This window comes from Runella sp. (genome assembly GCF_027484545.1).
Taxonomy (GTDB): domain Bacteria; phylum Bacteroidota; class Bacteroidia; order Cytophagales; family Spirosomataceae; genus Runella.
Window position 1 is genome coordinate 1 of sequence record NZ_JAIXST010000290.1, and the last position, 16,211, is coordinate 16,211.

The 16,211-nt window shown below is 43.2% G+C and carries 14 protein-coding genes and 1 pseudogene; 4 read left to right on the forward strand and 11 right to left on the reverse strand.

Going from position 1 to position 16,211, the window contains the following annotated elements; all coding sequences use genetic code 11:
* Positions 1 to 122: 122 nt before the first annotated feature.
* Positions 123 to 2,480 carry an ABC transporter permease gene (locus tag Q0081_RS26115; RefSeq protein WP_298360613.1) on the reverse strand — a complete coding sequence of 786 codons (2,358 nt, stop codon included), beginning with the start codon at positions 2,478 to 2,480 and terminating at the stop codon, positions 123 to 125.
* 42 nt (positions 2,481 to 2,522) lie between these two features.
* Between Q0081_RS26115 and Q0081_RS26120 the strand changes: the two genes are divergently transcribed.
* Positions 2,523 to 3,017 carry a Uma2 family endonuclease gene (locus tag Q0081_RS26120; protein WP_298360616.1) on the forward strand — a complete coding sequence of 165 codons (495 nt, stop codon included), beginning with the start codon at positions 2,523 to 2,525 and terminating at the stop codon, positions 3,015 to 3,017.
* Positions 3,018 to 3,207: 190 nt separating this feature from the next.
* Here Q0081_RS26120 and Q0081_RS26125 read toward each other — a convergent pair whose 3' ends face one another.
* A complete protein-coding gene (locus Q0081_RS26125) occupies positions 3,208 to 3,885 on the reverse strand; it encodes an ABC transporter ATP-binding protein (RefSeq protein WP_298360619.1) in 678 nt (225 codons plus the stop codon).
* A 115-nt stretch (positions 3,886 to 4,000) separates the two neighbouring features.
* A complete protein-coding gene (locus Q0081_RS26130) occupies positions 4,001 to 5,251 on the reverse strand; it encodes an efflux RND transporter periplasmic adaptor subunit (RefSeq protein WP_298360632.1) in 1,251 nt (416 codons plus the stop codon).
* 453 nt (positions 5,252 to 5,704) lie between these two features.
* Between Q0081_RS26130 and Q0081_RS26135 the strand changes: the two genes are divergently transcribed.
* Positions 5,705 to 7,075, forward strand: a complete 1,371-nt coding sequence (locus tag Q0081_RS26135) for a sigma-54 dependent transcriptional regulator (RefSeq protein ID WP_298360621.1) — start codon at positions 5,705 to 5,707, stop codon at positions 7,073 to 7,075.
* Positions 7,072 to 8,400 carry a PAS domain-containing sensor histidine kinase gene (locus tag Q0081_RS26140; RefSeq protein WP_298360623.1) on the forward strand — a complete coding sequence of 443 codons (1,329 nt, stop codon included), beginning with the start codon at positions 7,072 to 7,074 and terminating at the stop codon, positions 8,398 to 8,400. Before Q0081_RS26135 ends, Q0081_RS26140 begins: the two co-directional genes overlap by 4 nt.
* Before the next feature lie 219 nt (positions 8,401 to 8,619).
* Here Q0081_RS26140 and Q0081_RS26145 read toward each other — a convergent pair whose 3' ends face one another.
* The 5 genes from Q0081_RS26145 to clpX all read right to left on the reverse strand — a co-directional run bounded on the left by Q0081_RS26145 (position 8,620) and on the right by clpX (position 12,756).
* Complete coding sequence (locus Q0081_RS26145; protein ID WP_298360625.1) at positions 8,620 to 8,928, reverse strand: DUF952 domain-containing protein; 309 nt, start codon at positions 8,926 to 8,928, stop codon at positions 8,620 to 8,622.
* Positions 8,925 to 10,001 (reverse strand): TerC/Alx family metal homeostasis membrane protein, encoded by a 1,077-nt coding sequence (locus tag Q0081_RS26150; protein WP_298360626.1) that lies wholly within the window; start codon positions 9,999 to 10,001, stop codon positions 8,925 to 8,927. The genes Q0081_RS26145 and Q0081_RS26150 overlap by 4 nt, the downstream gene beginning before the upstream one ends.
* A 127-nt stretch (positions 10,002 to 10,128) precedes the next feature.
* Positions 10,129 to 10,683: a putative metallopeptidase gene (locus tag Q0081_RS26155; protein WP_298360627.1), complete on the reverse strand. Its 555-nt coding sequence runs from the start codon at positions 10,681 to 10,683 to the stop codon at positions 10,129 to 10,131.
* A 30-nt stretch (positions 10,684 to 10,713) separates the two neighbouring features.
* On the reverse strand, positions 10,714 to 11,433 hold the full coding sequence (locus tag Q0081_RS26160) for an alpha/beta fold hydrolase (protein WP_298360628.1): 720 nt from the start codon (positions 11,431 to 11,433) through the stop codon (positions 10,714 to 10,716).
* A gap of 84 nt (positions 11,434 to 11,517) precedes the next feature.
* Positions 11,518 to 12,756: an ATP-dependent Clp protease ATP-binding subunit ClpX gene (gene clpX, locus Q0081_RS26165; RefSeq protein ID WP_298360629.1), complete on the reverse strand. Its 1,239-nt coding sequence runs from the start codon at positions 12,754 to 12,756 to the stop codon at positions 11,518 to 11,520.
* Positions 12,757 to 12,932: 176 nt separating this feature from the next.
* Here clpX and Q0081_RS26170 point away from each other — a divergent pair, with 176 nt between their 5' ends.
* On the forward strand, positions 12,933 to 13,622 hold the full coding sequence (locus Q0081_RS26170; RefSeq protein WP_298360630.1) for a hypothetical protein: 690 nt from the start codon (positions 12,933 to 12,935) through the stop codon (positions 13,620 to 13,622).
* Positions 13,623 to 13,636: 14 nt separating this feature from the next.
* Here the strand turns inward: Q0081_RS26170 and Q0081_RS26175 are convergent, their stop codons facing one another.
* The 3 genes and pseudogenes from Q0081_RS26175 to Q0081_RS32015 form a co-directional block, all read right to left on the reverse strand.
* Positions 13,637 to 14,923: an HlyD family secretion protein gene (locus Q0081_RS26175; RefSeq protein ID WP_298360631.1), complete on the reverse strand. Its 1,287-nt coding sequence runs from the start codon at positions 14,921 to 14,923 to the stop codon at positions 13,637 to 13,639.
* 2 nt (positions 14,924 to 14,925) lie between these two features.
* Positions 14,926 to 16,095, reverse strand: a pseudogene (locus Q0081_RS26180) (peptidase domain-containing ABC transporter); the annotation flags it as partial.
* Positions 16,096 to 16,108: 13 nt separating this feature from the next.
* On the reverse strand, positions 16,109 to 16,210 hold the full coding sequence (locus tag Q0081_RS32015) for a transposase (RefSeq protein ID WP_409034083.1): 102 nt from the start codon (positions 16,208 to 16,210) through the stop codon (positions 16,109 to 16,111).
* Position 16,211 lies beyond the last annotated feature (1 nt).

Here is a 16,211-nt window from a genome sequence, read left to right on the forward strand (position 1 = left end):
GACGGAAGGCAATTATACGTAATTTATCCTTGGGGAGAAGGGGGATACCCCTTCTTTCTCAAAAATATTACTTCTCTTGCCCTCTTTAAAAGTTGCATTTACTCCTTGAATCTAAGAATTTATTATTCCGTTTTTAATGATTTTACCGGATTCATCAACGACGCTCGAATGGCCTGATAGCTCACCGTAAGCAAAGCGATAACGACAGCGGCAATGGCGGCTAAGGCAAAATACCACCATTGTATTTCAATACGGTACGCGTATTTTTCAAGCCAATTTTTCAAAAAATACCATGCCACCGGAAAAGCGATAAAAGTAGCTATCAGTACCAATTTAATAAAATCAACCGACAGCATTCCTACCAGATTGAGGATAGTGGCTCCGAGTACTTTGCGTACGCCGATTTCTTTGGTTCGTTGCTCCGCCGTAAAAGCAGCCAAGCCGAAAAGTCCTAAACACGAGATAAAAATGGCTAAAAAGGCAAAATAATTGGAGAGCTTGCTAACTATGTTTTCGCTTTTGTACTGGTTAGCATATTCTTGGTCGGCAAACAAATATTTAAAGGGAAAATTGGAGTTAAATCTCTTAAAAACTTTCTCCGTACTCGTTATGGCCTTGGGGGTTTGCCCGGGTTCTGTACGGACAATCACGACGCCCCAACTCTCGGTTTTGGGTTGTAATCGTAAAATCAGCGGTTCAATGGCAGCGTGAAGAGTATTGTAGTGAAAATCTTTCATCAAACCTATGATAGTCCCTTTACGGCCCCACATCGTCAACTCTTTGCCGACTGGGTCTTTGTAACCTATTTTCTTGGCACTGGCTTCATTGATGAGATAATTAGTCGTGTCGGTACCGTATTCGGGACTGAAATCTCTGCCGTCAATGAGTTTTATGCCCATCGTTTTGATGTAATCGTAAGAAATGGCATTGTTAGCGAACAGCAACAGTTGTGTTGTATCTTTTCCGGGCCACCTCACTCCCTGCGTTGAAGAGCCTACTTCAAGTGGAGTTGATTGGGAACAGGTAACCGATTTAATCCCCGGTTGATTTTGTAATTCCTGCTTAAACGTGGCAAAACTTTTGGCTAAATCGCCTTCTAATGGCAAGTAAATCAGATTTTCGCGGTCGAACCCAATGTTTTTGGTTTGAATGTATTCAATCTGCCGATATACGATAATCATGCCCACAATCAGAATAATTGAGAGACAAAATTGAAACACAACCAGCCCTTTGCGGAAATAAGTAGCACTGGGTTTGAACTTCAACGCCCCTTTTAGCACTACCACCGGATTTAGTGATGACATAAACAAGGCGGGATAACTACCCGCAACCAATCCAGTGATGAGCGTAAATGCGACAAGCACCAGCAGGAAGGTAGGGTCAGCAAAGTTAAGGTTCAGTTGTTTTTCGGTAAGGGTGTTAAAAGTGGGCAGTAATAAAAAGACAATTAAAAGAGAAAGTAATAAAGCAAAAAAGGCAATCAAAATGGCTTCTCCGATAAATTGACCCATTAAAATTGATTTGGCTGCTCCTACTACCTTACGCACGCCCACTTCCTTGGCGCGTTTGACCGACCGAGCCGTGGCTAAATTCATGAAATTAATACAGGCAATGGCCAAAATGACAATCGCGATAATCGAAAAAATGGTGACGTATTCAATCCGTCCGCCGTTTTGTTTTCCCGAATCCCAGTTAGAGTACAGGTAAGATTCGGGAAAAGATTGCAGAAACAACTCTACGTTGCTGTCTTTGTTTTTGGACTTGATGTAGCCTTTAATTTTGGCGTTTACTTTGGCTAAAGAAGCATTTTTGGAAAGCAGTACGTAGCAACGCGGCCCGTTGTTTCCCCATTCTTTGGCCCAATTGTTGTTTTTCAGCCAACGGTCAAAGCTCATCAAAAAATCGAATTTGACGGAAGAATGCTCAGAAACTTCTTTCAAAACTCCCGTTACCATCACATCCTCTTTCCCGTCAATCCGAATCGTTTTTCCCAACGGGTCTTGGCTGGGGAAATATTTATTGGCTAATTTTTTAGAAAGGACAATCCCGTCCGGACGTTTAAGTGCCGTTTTAGCATCTCCTCTTTCAAGAGTAAAGCTAAACATCGTCAGGAAATCACCCTGTACATAGCGCCCTTTTTCTTTGTCAAAGTTATTGCCCACGGTAAAAAGCGGTTCCTCTTCCCACAAAAATTGACTTGCTTTTTCGATTTCTGGTATGTCCTTCACAATGTTTTCGGCTAAAACTCCCGGCGTAGAAGAATACGTTTCTATTTTACCCGAATAGTACTGATTTTCCATCACGCGGTACAGCCGAGCGCCGTTGGTATGAAAGGCATCCATGGCTACCTCGTCCTGCACCCAGAGCATAATCATAAGGCTGCAGGCCATTCCTAAAGCTAAACCAGTGATGTTGATAAAACTGTAAACCTTGTTTTTGAGCAGGTTTCTCAGGGCAATTTTAAGGTAGTTACGTAGCATAGCTGTATGGGTTTTTGTATATTTGGTAAAAAATCAATCATTATGGAATTATCAGCTGAAACCGTATTGCCACTCAAAGAGCTTTCGCAATACGAAATCGAACGAAAAAAACCTATGCCTACTTTAATTCATGGAGCTATTCAAGCTAATTTGATAGTTCAACTTGCAATAAAATATCCAAACCAATACCGTATTGCGAGCGAAGTTACTTTAGATACAAAGCCCGATGGCAGTACCCCCGATTTGGTTTTGTACCCAATGAGCGAGTTGGACTATAAAAACGACCCTTCACGTCGAACCGATGCTCCTTTATTAACAATCGAAATCCAATCGCCTTCGCAAAGCACCAAAGACATAGTTAGTAAATTAGAGCCTTACTTTTATTTTGGCGTAAAATCATGCTGGATTGTTGTTCCCGATTTACAGGCAATTTTAGTGTATGACAATCCCTTTAATTACTCGTTTTTTCATAACATAGAGATGCTTAAAGACGCTAATCTGAATATTGAAATCAGCCTGGCTGAGGTGTTTAAATAATAGATTTTACTCTAATCTCAAACTTGTCACAGGATTCATCAAAGCAGTACGCATGGCTTAATGGCCTATCGTGAAAACGGCAATTTTGAAGTAGTTTCTTATCATGGCTGCATGGATTTTGGGTATAATGGAGAAGGCAGAGGAACGCTGTCCTATGCCTTTACATACGCTGTTTTATGATGAAATGTACTTATACGCGTACTTTTTCGGTCACGACCTTGCCGTCAAATAAATTGATGATACGATGGGCAAAACCTGCGTCATAGGGCGAGTGAGTTACCATGATGATGCTCGTACCCTCATCGTTGAGTTGGGTAAGGAGTTTCATTACTTCTTCACCGTTGGCGGAGTCAAGGTTACCCGTAGGCTCATCGGCCAAAATTAATTTGGGTTTGGCTACCACCGCACGCGCAATAGCGGTACGTTGCTGCTGTCCACCCGATAGTTGTTGAGGGAAGTGATTGCGACGGTGCATGATATTCATGCGGGTCAGCACAGCTTCAACGCTTTCTTTGCGTTGGGCAGCCGGTATTTTTAAATATAATAAAGGCAATTCAACATTTTCATACACTGTCAGTTCATCAATCAGGTTAAAGCTCTGAAATACAAAGCCGATATTTCCCTTGCGCAACTGAGCGCGCTGACGTTCCGATAATTGAGCGACTTCTGTGCCGTGAAAATCATAACTGCCTTCGGAAGGGTTATCCAACAAACCCAGGATATTGAGCAAAGTAGATTTTCCACAACCTGAAGGTCCCATGATGGCAACAAATTCTCCATCGTTAACTTGTACATCAATACCATTCAGGGCTGTTGTTTCAACTTCTTCAGTAGTGAAGATTTTTTGAAGGTTGGTTGTTTTTATCATTGTTAGCCCCCTAACCCCCGATGAGGGAACGCAAGGGGAAGCGTTTTTTGGTTTATGTGTTTTCCTCGAAATAATCGGCTGTTTAAGCCGCAGCGGCGGACCGCCCCGATGGGGGCTATTTCATTTCCAATACTTCCTTATCTCCAAAGTTGGCATAAGAACTTGTAATCACTTTTTCTCCGGTTTGAAGACCTTCTAAGACTTCATAAAACTCAGGGTTTTTACGCCCAAGTGTGATATTACGCTTAATAGCTCTCTTGCCGCTGTTGTCCAATACATAGACCCAGTTACCTCCGGTATCGGAGAAGAATCCGCCCACCGGTAAGAGGGTTGCTTTCTCAGCTTTTCCTAATTCCAGACGAATAGGGGTAGATTGTCCGCGTTTGATACCTTCGGGAGCACCGTTGGAAAAACGCATATCTACCTCAAAGCGCCCATTACGAACTTCAGGATAAATGCGAGTGATTTCCAGCGCATTTTCTTTGCCATTAAAATCAAAACTACCTTTTAGTCCGGCGAAAATGCGTGAAATATAGTGTTCATCAACCGCTACTCGCATTTTGAAGCCATTCAGGTCATCGATTTGACCAATATTTTGACCTTGGCTGATGTTGGAACCAACTTCCACGTCAATCGAAGAAAGCATACCGCCTACGGGAGCTTTTACTACCAAATTGTCAAGAGTTTGACGCCAAAGCTCTACGTTTTTTTGCGTACGGGTAAGTGTACCTTCCAATTGCGTGATTTGCATTTTGGCGTTTTCTTCCTGATACGTTTGAGATTCGGTTTCGATTTCTCGTTGTTTCACCAAAAGTTCGTAGTCACGTTTTGATTTCAAATATTCGGACTCAGGAACCACTTTGTCTTTAAACAGTTTTTGATTTCGGTCGTAAATGTCTTTGGCTTGGTCAATTCTGAAATCAAGTTCATTGAGGGTCCGGCGAATCGTAAACCGTTGGACTCTTAACTGTTGACGCGTATTTTGAAGGTCGTTTACCAGTCGACTGGCTTCTGTTTCTGACTGTAAAAAGTTCAGTTTTAAGTTTTGATTTTCAAGTTTGAGCAATACCTGTCCCTGACTTACCATGCTGCCGCCTTCCACAATTTTTTCTTTCACGTATCCACCCACGATAGCATCAAGACGGATGGTTTTCAGAGGTTGTACAACGCCGGTGACTACAATGAACTCATCAAAAGAACCGGTTGTAACGGCTGATACTGTCAGCTTTTCAGCTTCTACATTCAGTTTTGAGCGTTTGTCCGAAAAAAATAATTGATAAACAATAAAGGCTAACAGTGCGCCTCCTCCGCCAAAAATGGCAATGCGTTGGGTGTTCCAAAATTTCTTTTTACGTACACGATCCATTGAGCCTTGAGCATTACTGCTTGTGGGTTGGCCGATGAGAGGATTTCTAACTTCCATGATTGATTAATTTGATCCAATTGATTTTAAAAATTTTTAAACAAAATGGCTGTTAACAACAACGCCTTGTCTGGCCCATGCTTCTCTAATCTAAACTAAATTTCTAAGTCCTTGTTTTTATGGCTGTATGAGTTCTGAACAGTATTCTTTCAATACCCGTGCCGGGAACGTAAGTTGTTGGTTATTAACTATTTGTTGTGGTGATAAAATTTTGAAATTGTCCGTTTTCGGACATAGGTTGTACGGGTTTGGACAAGATTAAAAAGTGCCTTTTTGCTTAAAGGTTGATAATGAGATATTTTGTATTTTGGCACTCTTATTGGGTAAAGTAAATTATTGAGAAAAAGAACCTTTATTTGTAAAATTCTCTAATTCGCTCATTCACAATTATTTCAAATGCAGACAGCCAAAATTTTAATCGTTGACGACGATGTAGACGTCTTGAGTGCCGCCAAGTTAATGCTCAAACGTCATTTTAGTCAGGTGGACATCGAAAAAAAACCACAACGCATTCCTTTTTTAGTGACCAATGGCAATTATGACGCCATTTTGCTCGATATGAACTTCACCCGTGATGTCATTAGCGGCAAAGAAGGTTTTGACTGGCTGGATCGTATTCTGGACATAGACCCTTTGGCAGTAGTCGTACTTTTTACAGCGTACGGAGACGTAGAAATGGCCGTTCGAGCCATGAAATCGGGAGCCATGGACTTTGTCCTGAAACCTTGGGAAAACGAAAAACTCCTGGCGACTATGCAGGCTGCTGTTCAAAAAAGAGCTGATGGAAAAGTACAGGCAGGAGGCCAACCGGCAGCCACAGGTCCTAAAACAGTGACTAAAGGAGCGGTATCCCAACCCAATTTTTTGGCTTCAAGTCCTGTAATGCAACAACTCTATGACACGGTCGAACGAGTAGCCGCGACAGATGCTACGATATTGGTTTTAGGAGAAAATGGAACGGGAAAAAGCGATTTGGCACAACTTATTCACCAAAAATCCAATCGTTTGGATAAACCTTTTGTCATTGTGGATTTAGGGGCAGTGCCTGAAAGCTTGTTTGAAAGTGAGTTGTTCGGACACGTTAAGGGTGCTTTTACCGATGCTAAGGAAGACCGTGCGGGACGTTTTGAAGAAGCCCACGGAGGTACCTTGTTTTTGGACGAAATTGGCAACTTATCACTCCAAATGCAGGCGAAATTGCTTACTGTTTTGCAAAATAGAACTGTGACGCGTGTAGGCTCCAACAAACCCCGTTTGGTTGATGTACGCATTATTTGCGCGACCAATCAACCCATCGGACAAATGGTGGCCGAGCGTACCTTTCGGCAGGATTTGTTGTATCGTATCAATACAATCGAACTCCGGCTTCCTCCTTTACGCGAGCGGCCCGAAGACATTGTGCCTTTGGCAGAGTTGTTTCTGAAACAATACCGTCATCAATACAAGCGCGTTGTTACTACACTCAGTGCGGCTTTAATCAAGCAGCTGCAACGCTACAATTGGCCGGGTAATGTGCGGGAATTGAGAAGTGCAGTAGAGAGAGCCGTGATTTTGACGCAACAAAATACGTTACAACCCGAAGATTTCTTCCAAAATGCGTTTACGGAAACATCGCAGTTTACGGAAACGTATCAGTTAGAAGAAATGGAAAAACAGTTGATTGTGAAGGCAATGAAAAAATACAACGGCAATATCACCGAAGTAGCTCGGGAGTTGGGACTTTCACGGCAGGCACTTTATCGGCGCATGGAAAAATACGAGCTATGAAGCATTTCTCAATTGGAGTACTGTGGCGCGTTGGGTGGCTGGTGATTTGTGTCGGCGCGGCGGTTTATTTTGGCGAAAAACAACAATGGACCATGGTCAGTCTGTTGGGGCTGTTAAGTGGCATTGCTACGTTGCAGTTATACCATTATGTGACCAACGTCAATCGTAAATTGGCCCGCTTTTTTGAGTCGGTCAGGTATTCAGATTTTGCGGTTAAATTTCGCTCCGATGATAAAATGGGGGAGAGCTTCCGCGAAATCAATCAACAATTCAATGAAGTGTTGGAAGCTTTTCGCGTGGCTCGGGCCGAAAAAGAGGCCAATTTGCAATACCTCAATACCATTGTTCAGCAAATTAGTACGGGGCTTATCAGTTTTGGCAGTGACGGGCGCGTAGAACTTGTCAATAGTGCCGCACTCAAAATGTTGGGTATCTATCGGTTACGGCAGTTGGAAGATTTGCATGAACCGCATCCACAGTTGTTTACGCTGATTGCCACGCTTCGTACGGGGGTCCGTCAGTTGTACCAAACCTCCGATGACGAATCCTTATCGGTACAGGCCACGCAGATACAGTTGCGCGGGAAAGTGTTACGGATTGTGGTACTTCAAAACATTCAGTCAGAATTACAGCAAAAAGAAATTGAAGCTTGGCAAAACCTTACGCGGGTTTTGCGGCACGAAATCATGAACTCACTTACGCCGATATTGTCGTTGGTGGGGACGATGAAAGAAATTGTGCAGTTGGATATCGCTCCCGAAATTCCCGAAAATGAAGGATTACAGGATTTAAAGGAAGCACTTCAAACATTAGAAAAACGCAGTGCAGGTATTATTCAATTCGTTAATGCGTATCGCGATTTTACTACATTACCTAAACCAGTTTTTGTAGAAATGCCTGCCAAAGAACTGCTCAACGGCGTTCTTCAACTGTTTCAAAAAAGTTTGCAGGAAGCGTTTATTGTTACCACCGTCACTATTTTGCCGGATACTCTCATTATTACTGCGGACGCCGACCAAATAGAGCAAGTGCTTATCAACCTAATCAAAAATGCCATCGAAGCGTTGCAGGGACATTCCCATCCTTCCATCAGTATTCGTGGGTATTCAGATATGAATCAACGGGTGTATATCGAAATAGTTGACAATGGCTCGGGGATTGAACCGGAAGCCTTGGAGCGAATTTTTATTCCTTTTTATACCACCAAAAAAACAGGCTCTGGTATAGGTCTTAGTCTTTCCCGTCAAATCTTACAGCAACACGGCGGCTCGCTGACGGTCTCGTCTGAGGTAGGAAGGGGAACTACGTTTGTAATGGTGTTGTAGTAAATTTTCTCTTTAGATCGCAGCAATCGCTCTTGCCCTCACTACGTTAGTTACCGCAGTTTTTTGCGGGTAAGGATTGGCAGAAGAATGAAATCGTAAGAGCAAAGTCTAAACTGGAAAAATCAACCGAAAAGCTAAAAGGAAAAATCGAATGCTTAGAGGTAAGCTTTCCCAAAAACAGGCCTTAAGCATTCCACCCTAAAGAATAAGAAAACTAAATCATTCGTAAAATCCGTTAACGTTCCCAATCCTCCCAATCGCTGCCCTATTTATAGGTCCAAAAATATGAGGAAAAGTTTTTTCGCTGTCGGGGACGGCTTCGTACAGTAAAGGGGAGGTGAGTTTTGATTCGTCAATTTCTACGATGAGCAGGTCATTTACTCCTGCGAAAAACCGTTCCAAAACCCCCGCAAGTTGCTCTTTGCGGCTGCAGTGAATGAATTTTTCTACCTCAAATGTTTCGCTGAAGTACTCAGAAGCACCTTCAAACTTTGCCCAATAGTCAGGAAAGACAATGTGATAAATCATTTTGCGGAAACTTTAACAGGTTCTTCTTTTTTAGGAAACAATAAAGACGCAAGAACGGCCACGGCCAAAATCCCGATGATGATGTAAAGCGAGTAAATGGTTTTGAAACCCCATGCTTCTAAGTAGGGGTGTGCTAACATTTTAAGGCCGATAAATGAAAGCAAAATGCCCAGTCCGGGTTTCAAATAATGGAACTTGTCCATGATACTAGACAGGAAGAAAAACATCGAACGTAGTCCCATAATGGCAAAAACGTTGGAGAAAAAGACGATATAGGGGTCTTTGGTAATGGAGAAAATCGCAGGAATAGAATCAACGGCAAAAATCAAATCAGTAAAGGCAATTACGATAACTACGACAAAAATGGGAGTGATGTACCATTTTTTATACCGCTTGTGATAGATAAAAAAGTGGTCAACCACATTCCGACGATAGACGTTGAAATACTTGGAAGCAAATTTTACGGCAAAATGGTTATTAGGATCAATTTGTTCATCTTCTTCTTTCTGAAACAATATTTTGATACCCGTATAGACCAAGAACGCACCGAAAATGTAAATAATCCAATCGAATTTTTGAAGCAGGGCTGCTCCAACAAAAATGAAGATAAAACGAAGTATGACCGCGCCCGAAATTCCCCAAATCAACACTTTTTTGTAGAACTTCTCATGAACCCCAAAGGAGCTGAAAATCAAAATAAAGACAAAGATATTGTCGGCAGAGAGCGAATATTCAACCAAATAACCCGTGATGTATTCGAGGGCCATGTTGTTTTGAAAAATCTGTAAACTGGCTTCGAAATCAGTAGGAATCAGTTTTACGTGCTGAGCATATTTTTCCACTATGGTCTGTAAATGAGCCATATCCGAGACATCGTGAACCAAATAGCCGTACTTTTTAAGGAAGAAATAAAATGTAATGGACAAAGCCACCCACACTGCACTCCAAATTCCTGCTTCTTTAAAACTAACAATGTGGCTTTTTTGCTTGGTAAATACGCCGAGGTCAATCAGCATTACGAAAATGACAAAAATCGTGAATGCACCAAAAAATAGAGTTTCGTTCGAGAGCATGTTGTTTAGTAGGTAAAATTCGTGGAGGCCCGCGCAGAAGGGTATCCGTGGAATCCGAGTTCTATGTAAAGAAGTCGGAAACGCTTTTCAAAGTTCCGCAGATTCTTTCAGAATGACAAACGGTGGGTTACTTAGCCCAAGAGGGAGCAGGTGTATTTTCGTTGAAAAGCTCGTCAATATAATACTGCCGACGGGGACGTTTGTCGCAATCAGTAGCCCCGTTGATAGGATACTGACAAATGGAATAGACTTCCGTATCGTCGGGGTTCATAAGGCTGGCGTAGGTACCGTCAGGGAACTTTTTGGTGGTGTGAAAACGGGCCAAATAGCAATGCCCTAATTCGTGAAAGACCAATGCTTCCCGCATTTGGGGGGAAGCATCTTTCCAACAAAATTTTTGAATTCCAATAATGATATGTTTTTGATGATTTGTGGGGCTTGTACACATTCCACAAATAAAATCACCGTCGGGCTGGGCAAATTCTACAATCAAATTGTCAATCTTCATTTCCAAACCTCTTGCTTTGGCTTCGTTGACAAACGCCTGTACGTAAGGTTCTACTTCTTCGGGTACGCTGTATTCTGGCTCGGCTTCTTTTCGGCAGCTTCCAAAAAGCAGCACAGAGGCAATAAAAACCAAAGCGATTTTGCTCGAAAATTGCCGTTTAACGGTTGTTTCCATGAAGAAGAATACTTGTATTAGTGCAACTGTTTATACAACTTCCATAAACTCCCGAATTGCTTTTGCCGTTGCTTCGCTGTCTTCCACCATCCCCATGTGACCGCTTCCAGCCAATACAAGCGTGTGAGCATCCTTGGGCAATTCCGAAAGACCAATGTTTTTTTCAAACGAAATCAACTTGTCTTCCTGACCAAAAATAAACAGCACAGGAACAGCGGCATTTTGTAGCACCTGTGTGCGGTCGGGGCGGTTCATGATGGCCTTAAAACCCGCAATGACTGCTTGGGTAGGAAGTTGTGAATATTTCTCAATGTGATTCTTAATTACATCCGGATGTGCTTTCGCAAAACTCTCGGCATACATAGTAGGGGCTGATTGCTTAATAAAGGCAGCCGCTCCGTGAGTCTCCATGAATACCAACGTTTTTTTGCGTTGTTCTCGTTTGGCATCATCATCTGCGTAGGCAGTAGAGTGAAACAGGCCAAATCCGTGTAATGCATCAGGGTATTTTTCTGCAAAGGCTAACGTTAAGTACCCTCCCATCGAATGACCAATCAGTACGCATTGGGTAATTCCGCTTTCCTGAAGCCATTGATAGAGGCTATCGGCGTATTCTTCAATGCTGTTGCAGCCGGTCTCCGTTGAAATATCAGGTGTCAGTACCTGATATTCTCCAGACAATTGATTTTTTAATTCTTCCCAAATAGAGGCATCCACGCCGTGACCGTGAACAAGAACAATTGTTTTCATACTTTCAGTAATGGTTAGATAAGACAATAGCCCACGAATTTTACTTTCATGGGCTATTCGTCGGTAAGAAATACGCTAAAAATTCTATGCCACTGACTTCAAGACAAAGAGCGAAGAACGCTCAAATTTCTCGCGGGCGTAGTCGAGGGTAAGTGTAAATTCAGTTACTTCTTTCATGGAAGGCAAATCAAACATGGCGTCGGTCATGATGGCTTCGCAGATAGAGCGTAAACCACGCGCACCAAGTTTGTACATCAATGCCTGTTCTACAATGTATTCGAATACATCATCGTCAAACTTCAATTTAATGCCTTCCATATTAAACAGTTTTTGATACTGCTTGGAAAGGGCATTTTTAGGTTCGGTCAAAATTTGGCGTAAGGCATCGCCGTCCAACGGATTAAGATATGTCAATGCCGGAAGGCGGCCTATCAATTCAGGAATTAACCCAAATGATTTTAAGTCCTGCGGGGCGATGTAACGCAATAGATTGCCTTTGTCAAAAATTTCGCCCAAACGACGGTCATTGGTAAAGCCAATCGGGCGGGAATTGATACGTTTGGCAATGTGACGGTCTATGCCGTCAAAAGCACCACCGCAGATAAATAATATATTTTCGGTATTGAGCGGAATCAATTTTTGGTCGGGATGCTTGCGTCCCCCCTGTGGCGGTACATTTACAACGGAACCTTCCAATAGTTTCAGAAGCGCTTGCTGAACACCTTCACCGCTTACGTCCCGGGTGATGGATGGATTGTCGCTTTTACGGGCAATTTTATCAATTTCATCAATGAATACAATGCCTCGCTCGGCCGCTTCGGCGTTGTAATCGGCGGCTTGCAGCAGACGTGTCAAAATCGTTTCTACGTCTTCTCCCACGTATCCCGCCTCGGTAACTACGGTAGCATCGGCAATGCAGAAAGGAACTTGCAACAACTTGGCAATGGTACGTGCCAGATAGGTTTTACCCGTGCCCGTTTCACCCACCATGATGATATTGGTTTTTTCAATATGTACATCATCGTTCGATTTAGGCTGCATGAGGCGCTTGTAGTGATTATAAACCGCCACCGAAAGCGTTTTTTTTGCTTCATCCTGTCCTATCACATATTGGTCGAGATAGCGCTTGATCTCAAGGGGTTTGATGAGATTGAATTTGGGAGCGGAAGATTTTTCTTTCTTCTTTTTGGGATACAATTCCTCCTGAACTACGCCGTAGCCTTGCTCAATACAGAAGTTACAAATGTGGGCATCAATACCCGAAAGCAGTAGCTGGACTTCGTTTTTCCGTCTGCCACAAAATGAGCAATTTATTGCTGCCATGAAAGGAGTCAAAATGAGCGAATTATGATTTTTTATGATACAAAGTTAAGTTTAAACAACCGGAATCCCCAATAAGTTTATCTAACGGCCTCTCTATGTGCTTGCACCCGGATTGCAAAGGGCGCTTTAATTGCTGTAACTTTGCGTTAATCCCTTATCTAACCCTTTTTTCTTTCATGAAGTCATTTTTCCTTCTCGTCTTTTTCCTTTATTTAATCTGGGCTTGCGGCTCCAAAAGTGATAAAAATGCGGCCGGCATCCAAGATTCGACAGCCACAGCCGCTACTGACTCTACTGCTCCCAATAATTTTTATTGTATTCCAGGCATACAGGCAGGAACTGTGAAAGCCAACAGCATCGAGGCTTCGTTGAAACAACTGTTAGGGGCAGAAAATGTAGTGCGGGATTCGGTTTACATCGGCGAAGGTTTTTACGAAAAAGGTACCACTGTTTTTAAAGGCACTCCCGAAGAAGCTCAAATTTTGTGGAAGGATACTATCAACTACGCAAAGCCCGCGAGCGTGATGATTCGTTCGGCCCAAGGAAAGCCAAGTCAGTGGCTGGTAGACAGTGGAATCATGATGGGAATGACCCTGAAGGAAGTGGAAAAAATAAATGGTAAGCCGTTCAAAATTGCAGGCTTTGGGTGCGACTATGGCGGCTTTGCGACCGATTGGCAGCGTGGAAAACTCGCCGGTAAAAACGAAGTGGAGAATCTCGTAGTTCGATTTTATTACAACATCGAAGATGACAAACTTGGCGCTATCGCTGACAATGTAATGGGCGAAGGGCCGTTTTTATCCTCCAATCCGGCCATGCAAAAAATCAATCCGAAAGTGGTGGAGATTACGATTGGGTTTGATTGAGAAACGGAACCTTTTTACCTTTTCAACATTCGCCGAAAATCGTAAAAAAGTCGTTCAATCAGTCGTAAATCTTCGGTTACGATTTCTCCGGTGGCGCTCATGCCGTTACGAAAGAGAATGGTGCGCTTGGAAGAGGTAACAAGTCCTTGCGGAAAAGTAACTTTGAGTACATAAAGGCTGTCTTGGGGTAATTCAGAAATGGCGGTTATTTCCCCCCGGACCGACCCAAATTCCTGAAACGGATAGCCGGGCAGTTTTACGATGACTTCCTGGCCTCGTTGCACTTTCCCAAAATTGTACTGCCCCAAATACATTTCACCGTGGAAACCCGAATTTTGGGGCAATACATAAAACAGTTCCTGTCCTGTTTTTACGGTTTGCCCTTCCTGCAAAGGGGCTAAAAAGGCGACTTTGCCGCTTACGGGGGCAATCACTACAAACCGTTGTTTCCACGCTTCAATGTCGCTTTTAAGGGTATTGATAGCTTGAAAAAGGCTATTTTTTTGCTCAATACGCGTTTTTGCTAACTCCAACAGCTCCTGCCGTTTTTGGTTCTGCGCCATTCCGTTGTTGTTAAAGGCGGTTTGTGCTTGGTCAACCACCTGTTTTTTAGCAATAAAGATACTTTGAGAACGGCGTACCTCCACATCAGCCACAACTTTTTCTTTCTGTAAACTCCGATTCATTTGCAGGTCGGTTTCTGCCAACTCTAAATCACCTTTGTGGTTGATAATTTGCGTATGAAGATTGTCTTCAAGGATTTTAAGTTGGGCGAGGTCGTTTTGTAAAGCGGCTTGTTTTTGGTCAAAAGTGCCTCCTTTCAGCAATGCACTGGAACGGGTATACATGTCCTGAAACGCTTGAAATGATTTTTGAAGTTCTCCCAATTGGAAATAGAAAGGAATCGGCAATTGATACAGGTTAGCCAAATCGTCACGCTGAATGCATTTTACCAATGAATCTACCATTCCTGCTACCGCCAATACTTCGTCCGGGTTGGCAGTACTTTCCAAATAAGCTAACTGCTGAGCCTTCCGGACGTTATCTCCCTCTTTTGTAAACAGCTTCACTAATTTGCCGTCAGATTTGGCATTGGCTGATTTAGGAAAATCATCTCCCACAATGCGCAGAGAGCCTTTGACCAAATCAGGGTATTTCACAAACCAACCCACAAACACTAAAACCAAAAGAACAAAGAAAAAAACGGTAATCCCCCAACGTACCAACCACGAAGGCGGCTGACTCAAAATTTCATCTACTTCACTGCTGCGCAGATGAATCGTTTCGTTATGATTTGGCATGATTAATTTCCTAATTCCAACTGATTCTTAACCAATTCGTAATACTTACCTTCTTGCCTTGTGAGTTCAGAATGAGTTCCTGTTTCTACAATTTCTCCCCTTTCCATTACCACAATTTGATCGGCATTTTTGACGGTGCTTAATCGGTGCGCTACCACCACAACGGTTCGGCGTCCTGTTGAACCACTCTTAAAAAACTCTTCTAAGTTTTCCATAATAACGCGCTCATTATTAGCGTCAAGGGCGTTGGTGGCTTCGTCAAAAAACAAAAAATAAGGGTCTTTATACACCGCTCGGGCTATCAGCAGGCGCTGTCGTTGCCCTTGGCTGATGCCATTGCCTTCGGTGCCTATTTTGGTATTGTAGCCCAAAGGCAGCGATTCAATAAATTCCTGAATGTTTGCCACTTTTACAGCATAAAGGAGTTTCTGAACATTGGGCACTTCGTCGCCTACGGCAATGTTATTGGCGATGGTATCCGAAAAAATAAACCCATCCTGCAAAACGGTACCGCATTGGCTGCGCCATTGGCGATGGGGTATGGCAGACAATTTTGTATTACCTAAATAAATTTCTCCATGAGGGAGGGGGCTTGTGGGCAAGTCATAAAACCGCAACAGCAACTTCAAAAGTGTCGTTTTGCCGCTGCCGCTTGTTCCTACAATCGCCGTGATTTTCCCGGCGGGAATATGCAGATTAATGTTTTTCAATACCGGCTCATTTCCCGCGCCGGGGTAAGTGAAAGAAAGATTGTGAATACCAAGTCCCCTAACCCCCGGAGGGGGAATAACAGTTGTTCCCCTATTGGGGCGGTTCGACGATTCGATTAGGGGGCTGCTCTCATCTTCCACTTCATGTATCTCATTCAATCGCTCCAAACTTATCTTGGCGTCCTGCCAGTGCTGTACAAACTGGATTAGCTGTTCCACCGGGCTGTTCATCTGACCTACAATGTATTGCAAAGCCATCATTGCTCCCAGGGTAAGCTGCCCGTTGACCACCGCCGTAGCGGCCAAAAACGTAATGACGATATTCTTGCCTTCGTTCAAAAACATCGCTCCCGCCTGCTGATACTGACCAATTTCCAGACCTTTCATACTGAGTTTGAATTGGCGCACCTGTAAGTTTTCCCATTGCCAGCGTTTGAGGTGTTCGGCATTATTCAATTTTATGGTTCATCAGGCATTATAGTGGTTGGAGGAAATTGACGAGTATGCGCTCTCGAAATTGCTCAAAGTTTCGGAACCCGTAGGCTCCTCGTTTCAAGGTCTTGATGGCGTTATTAATC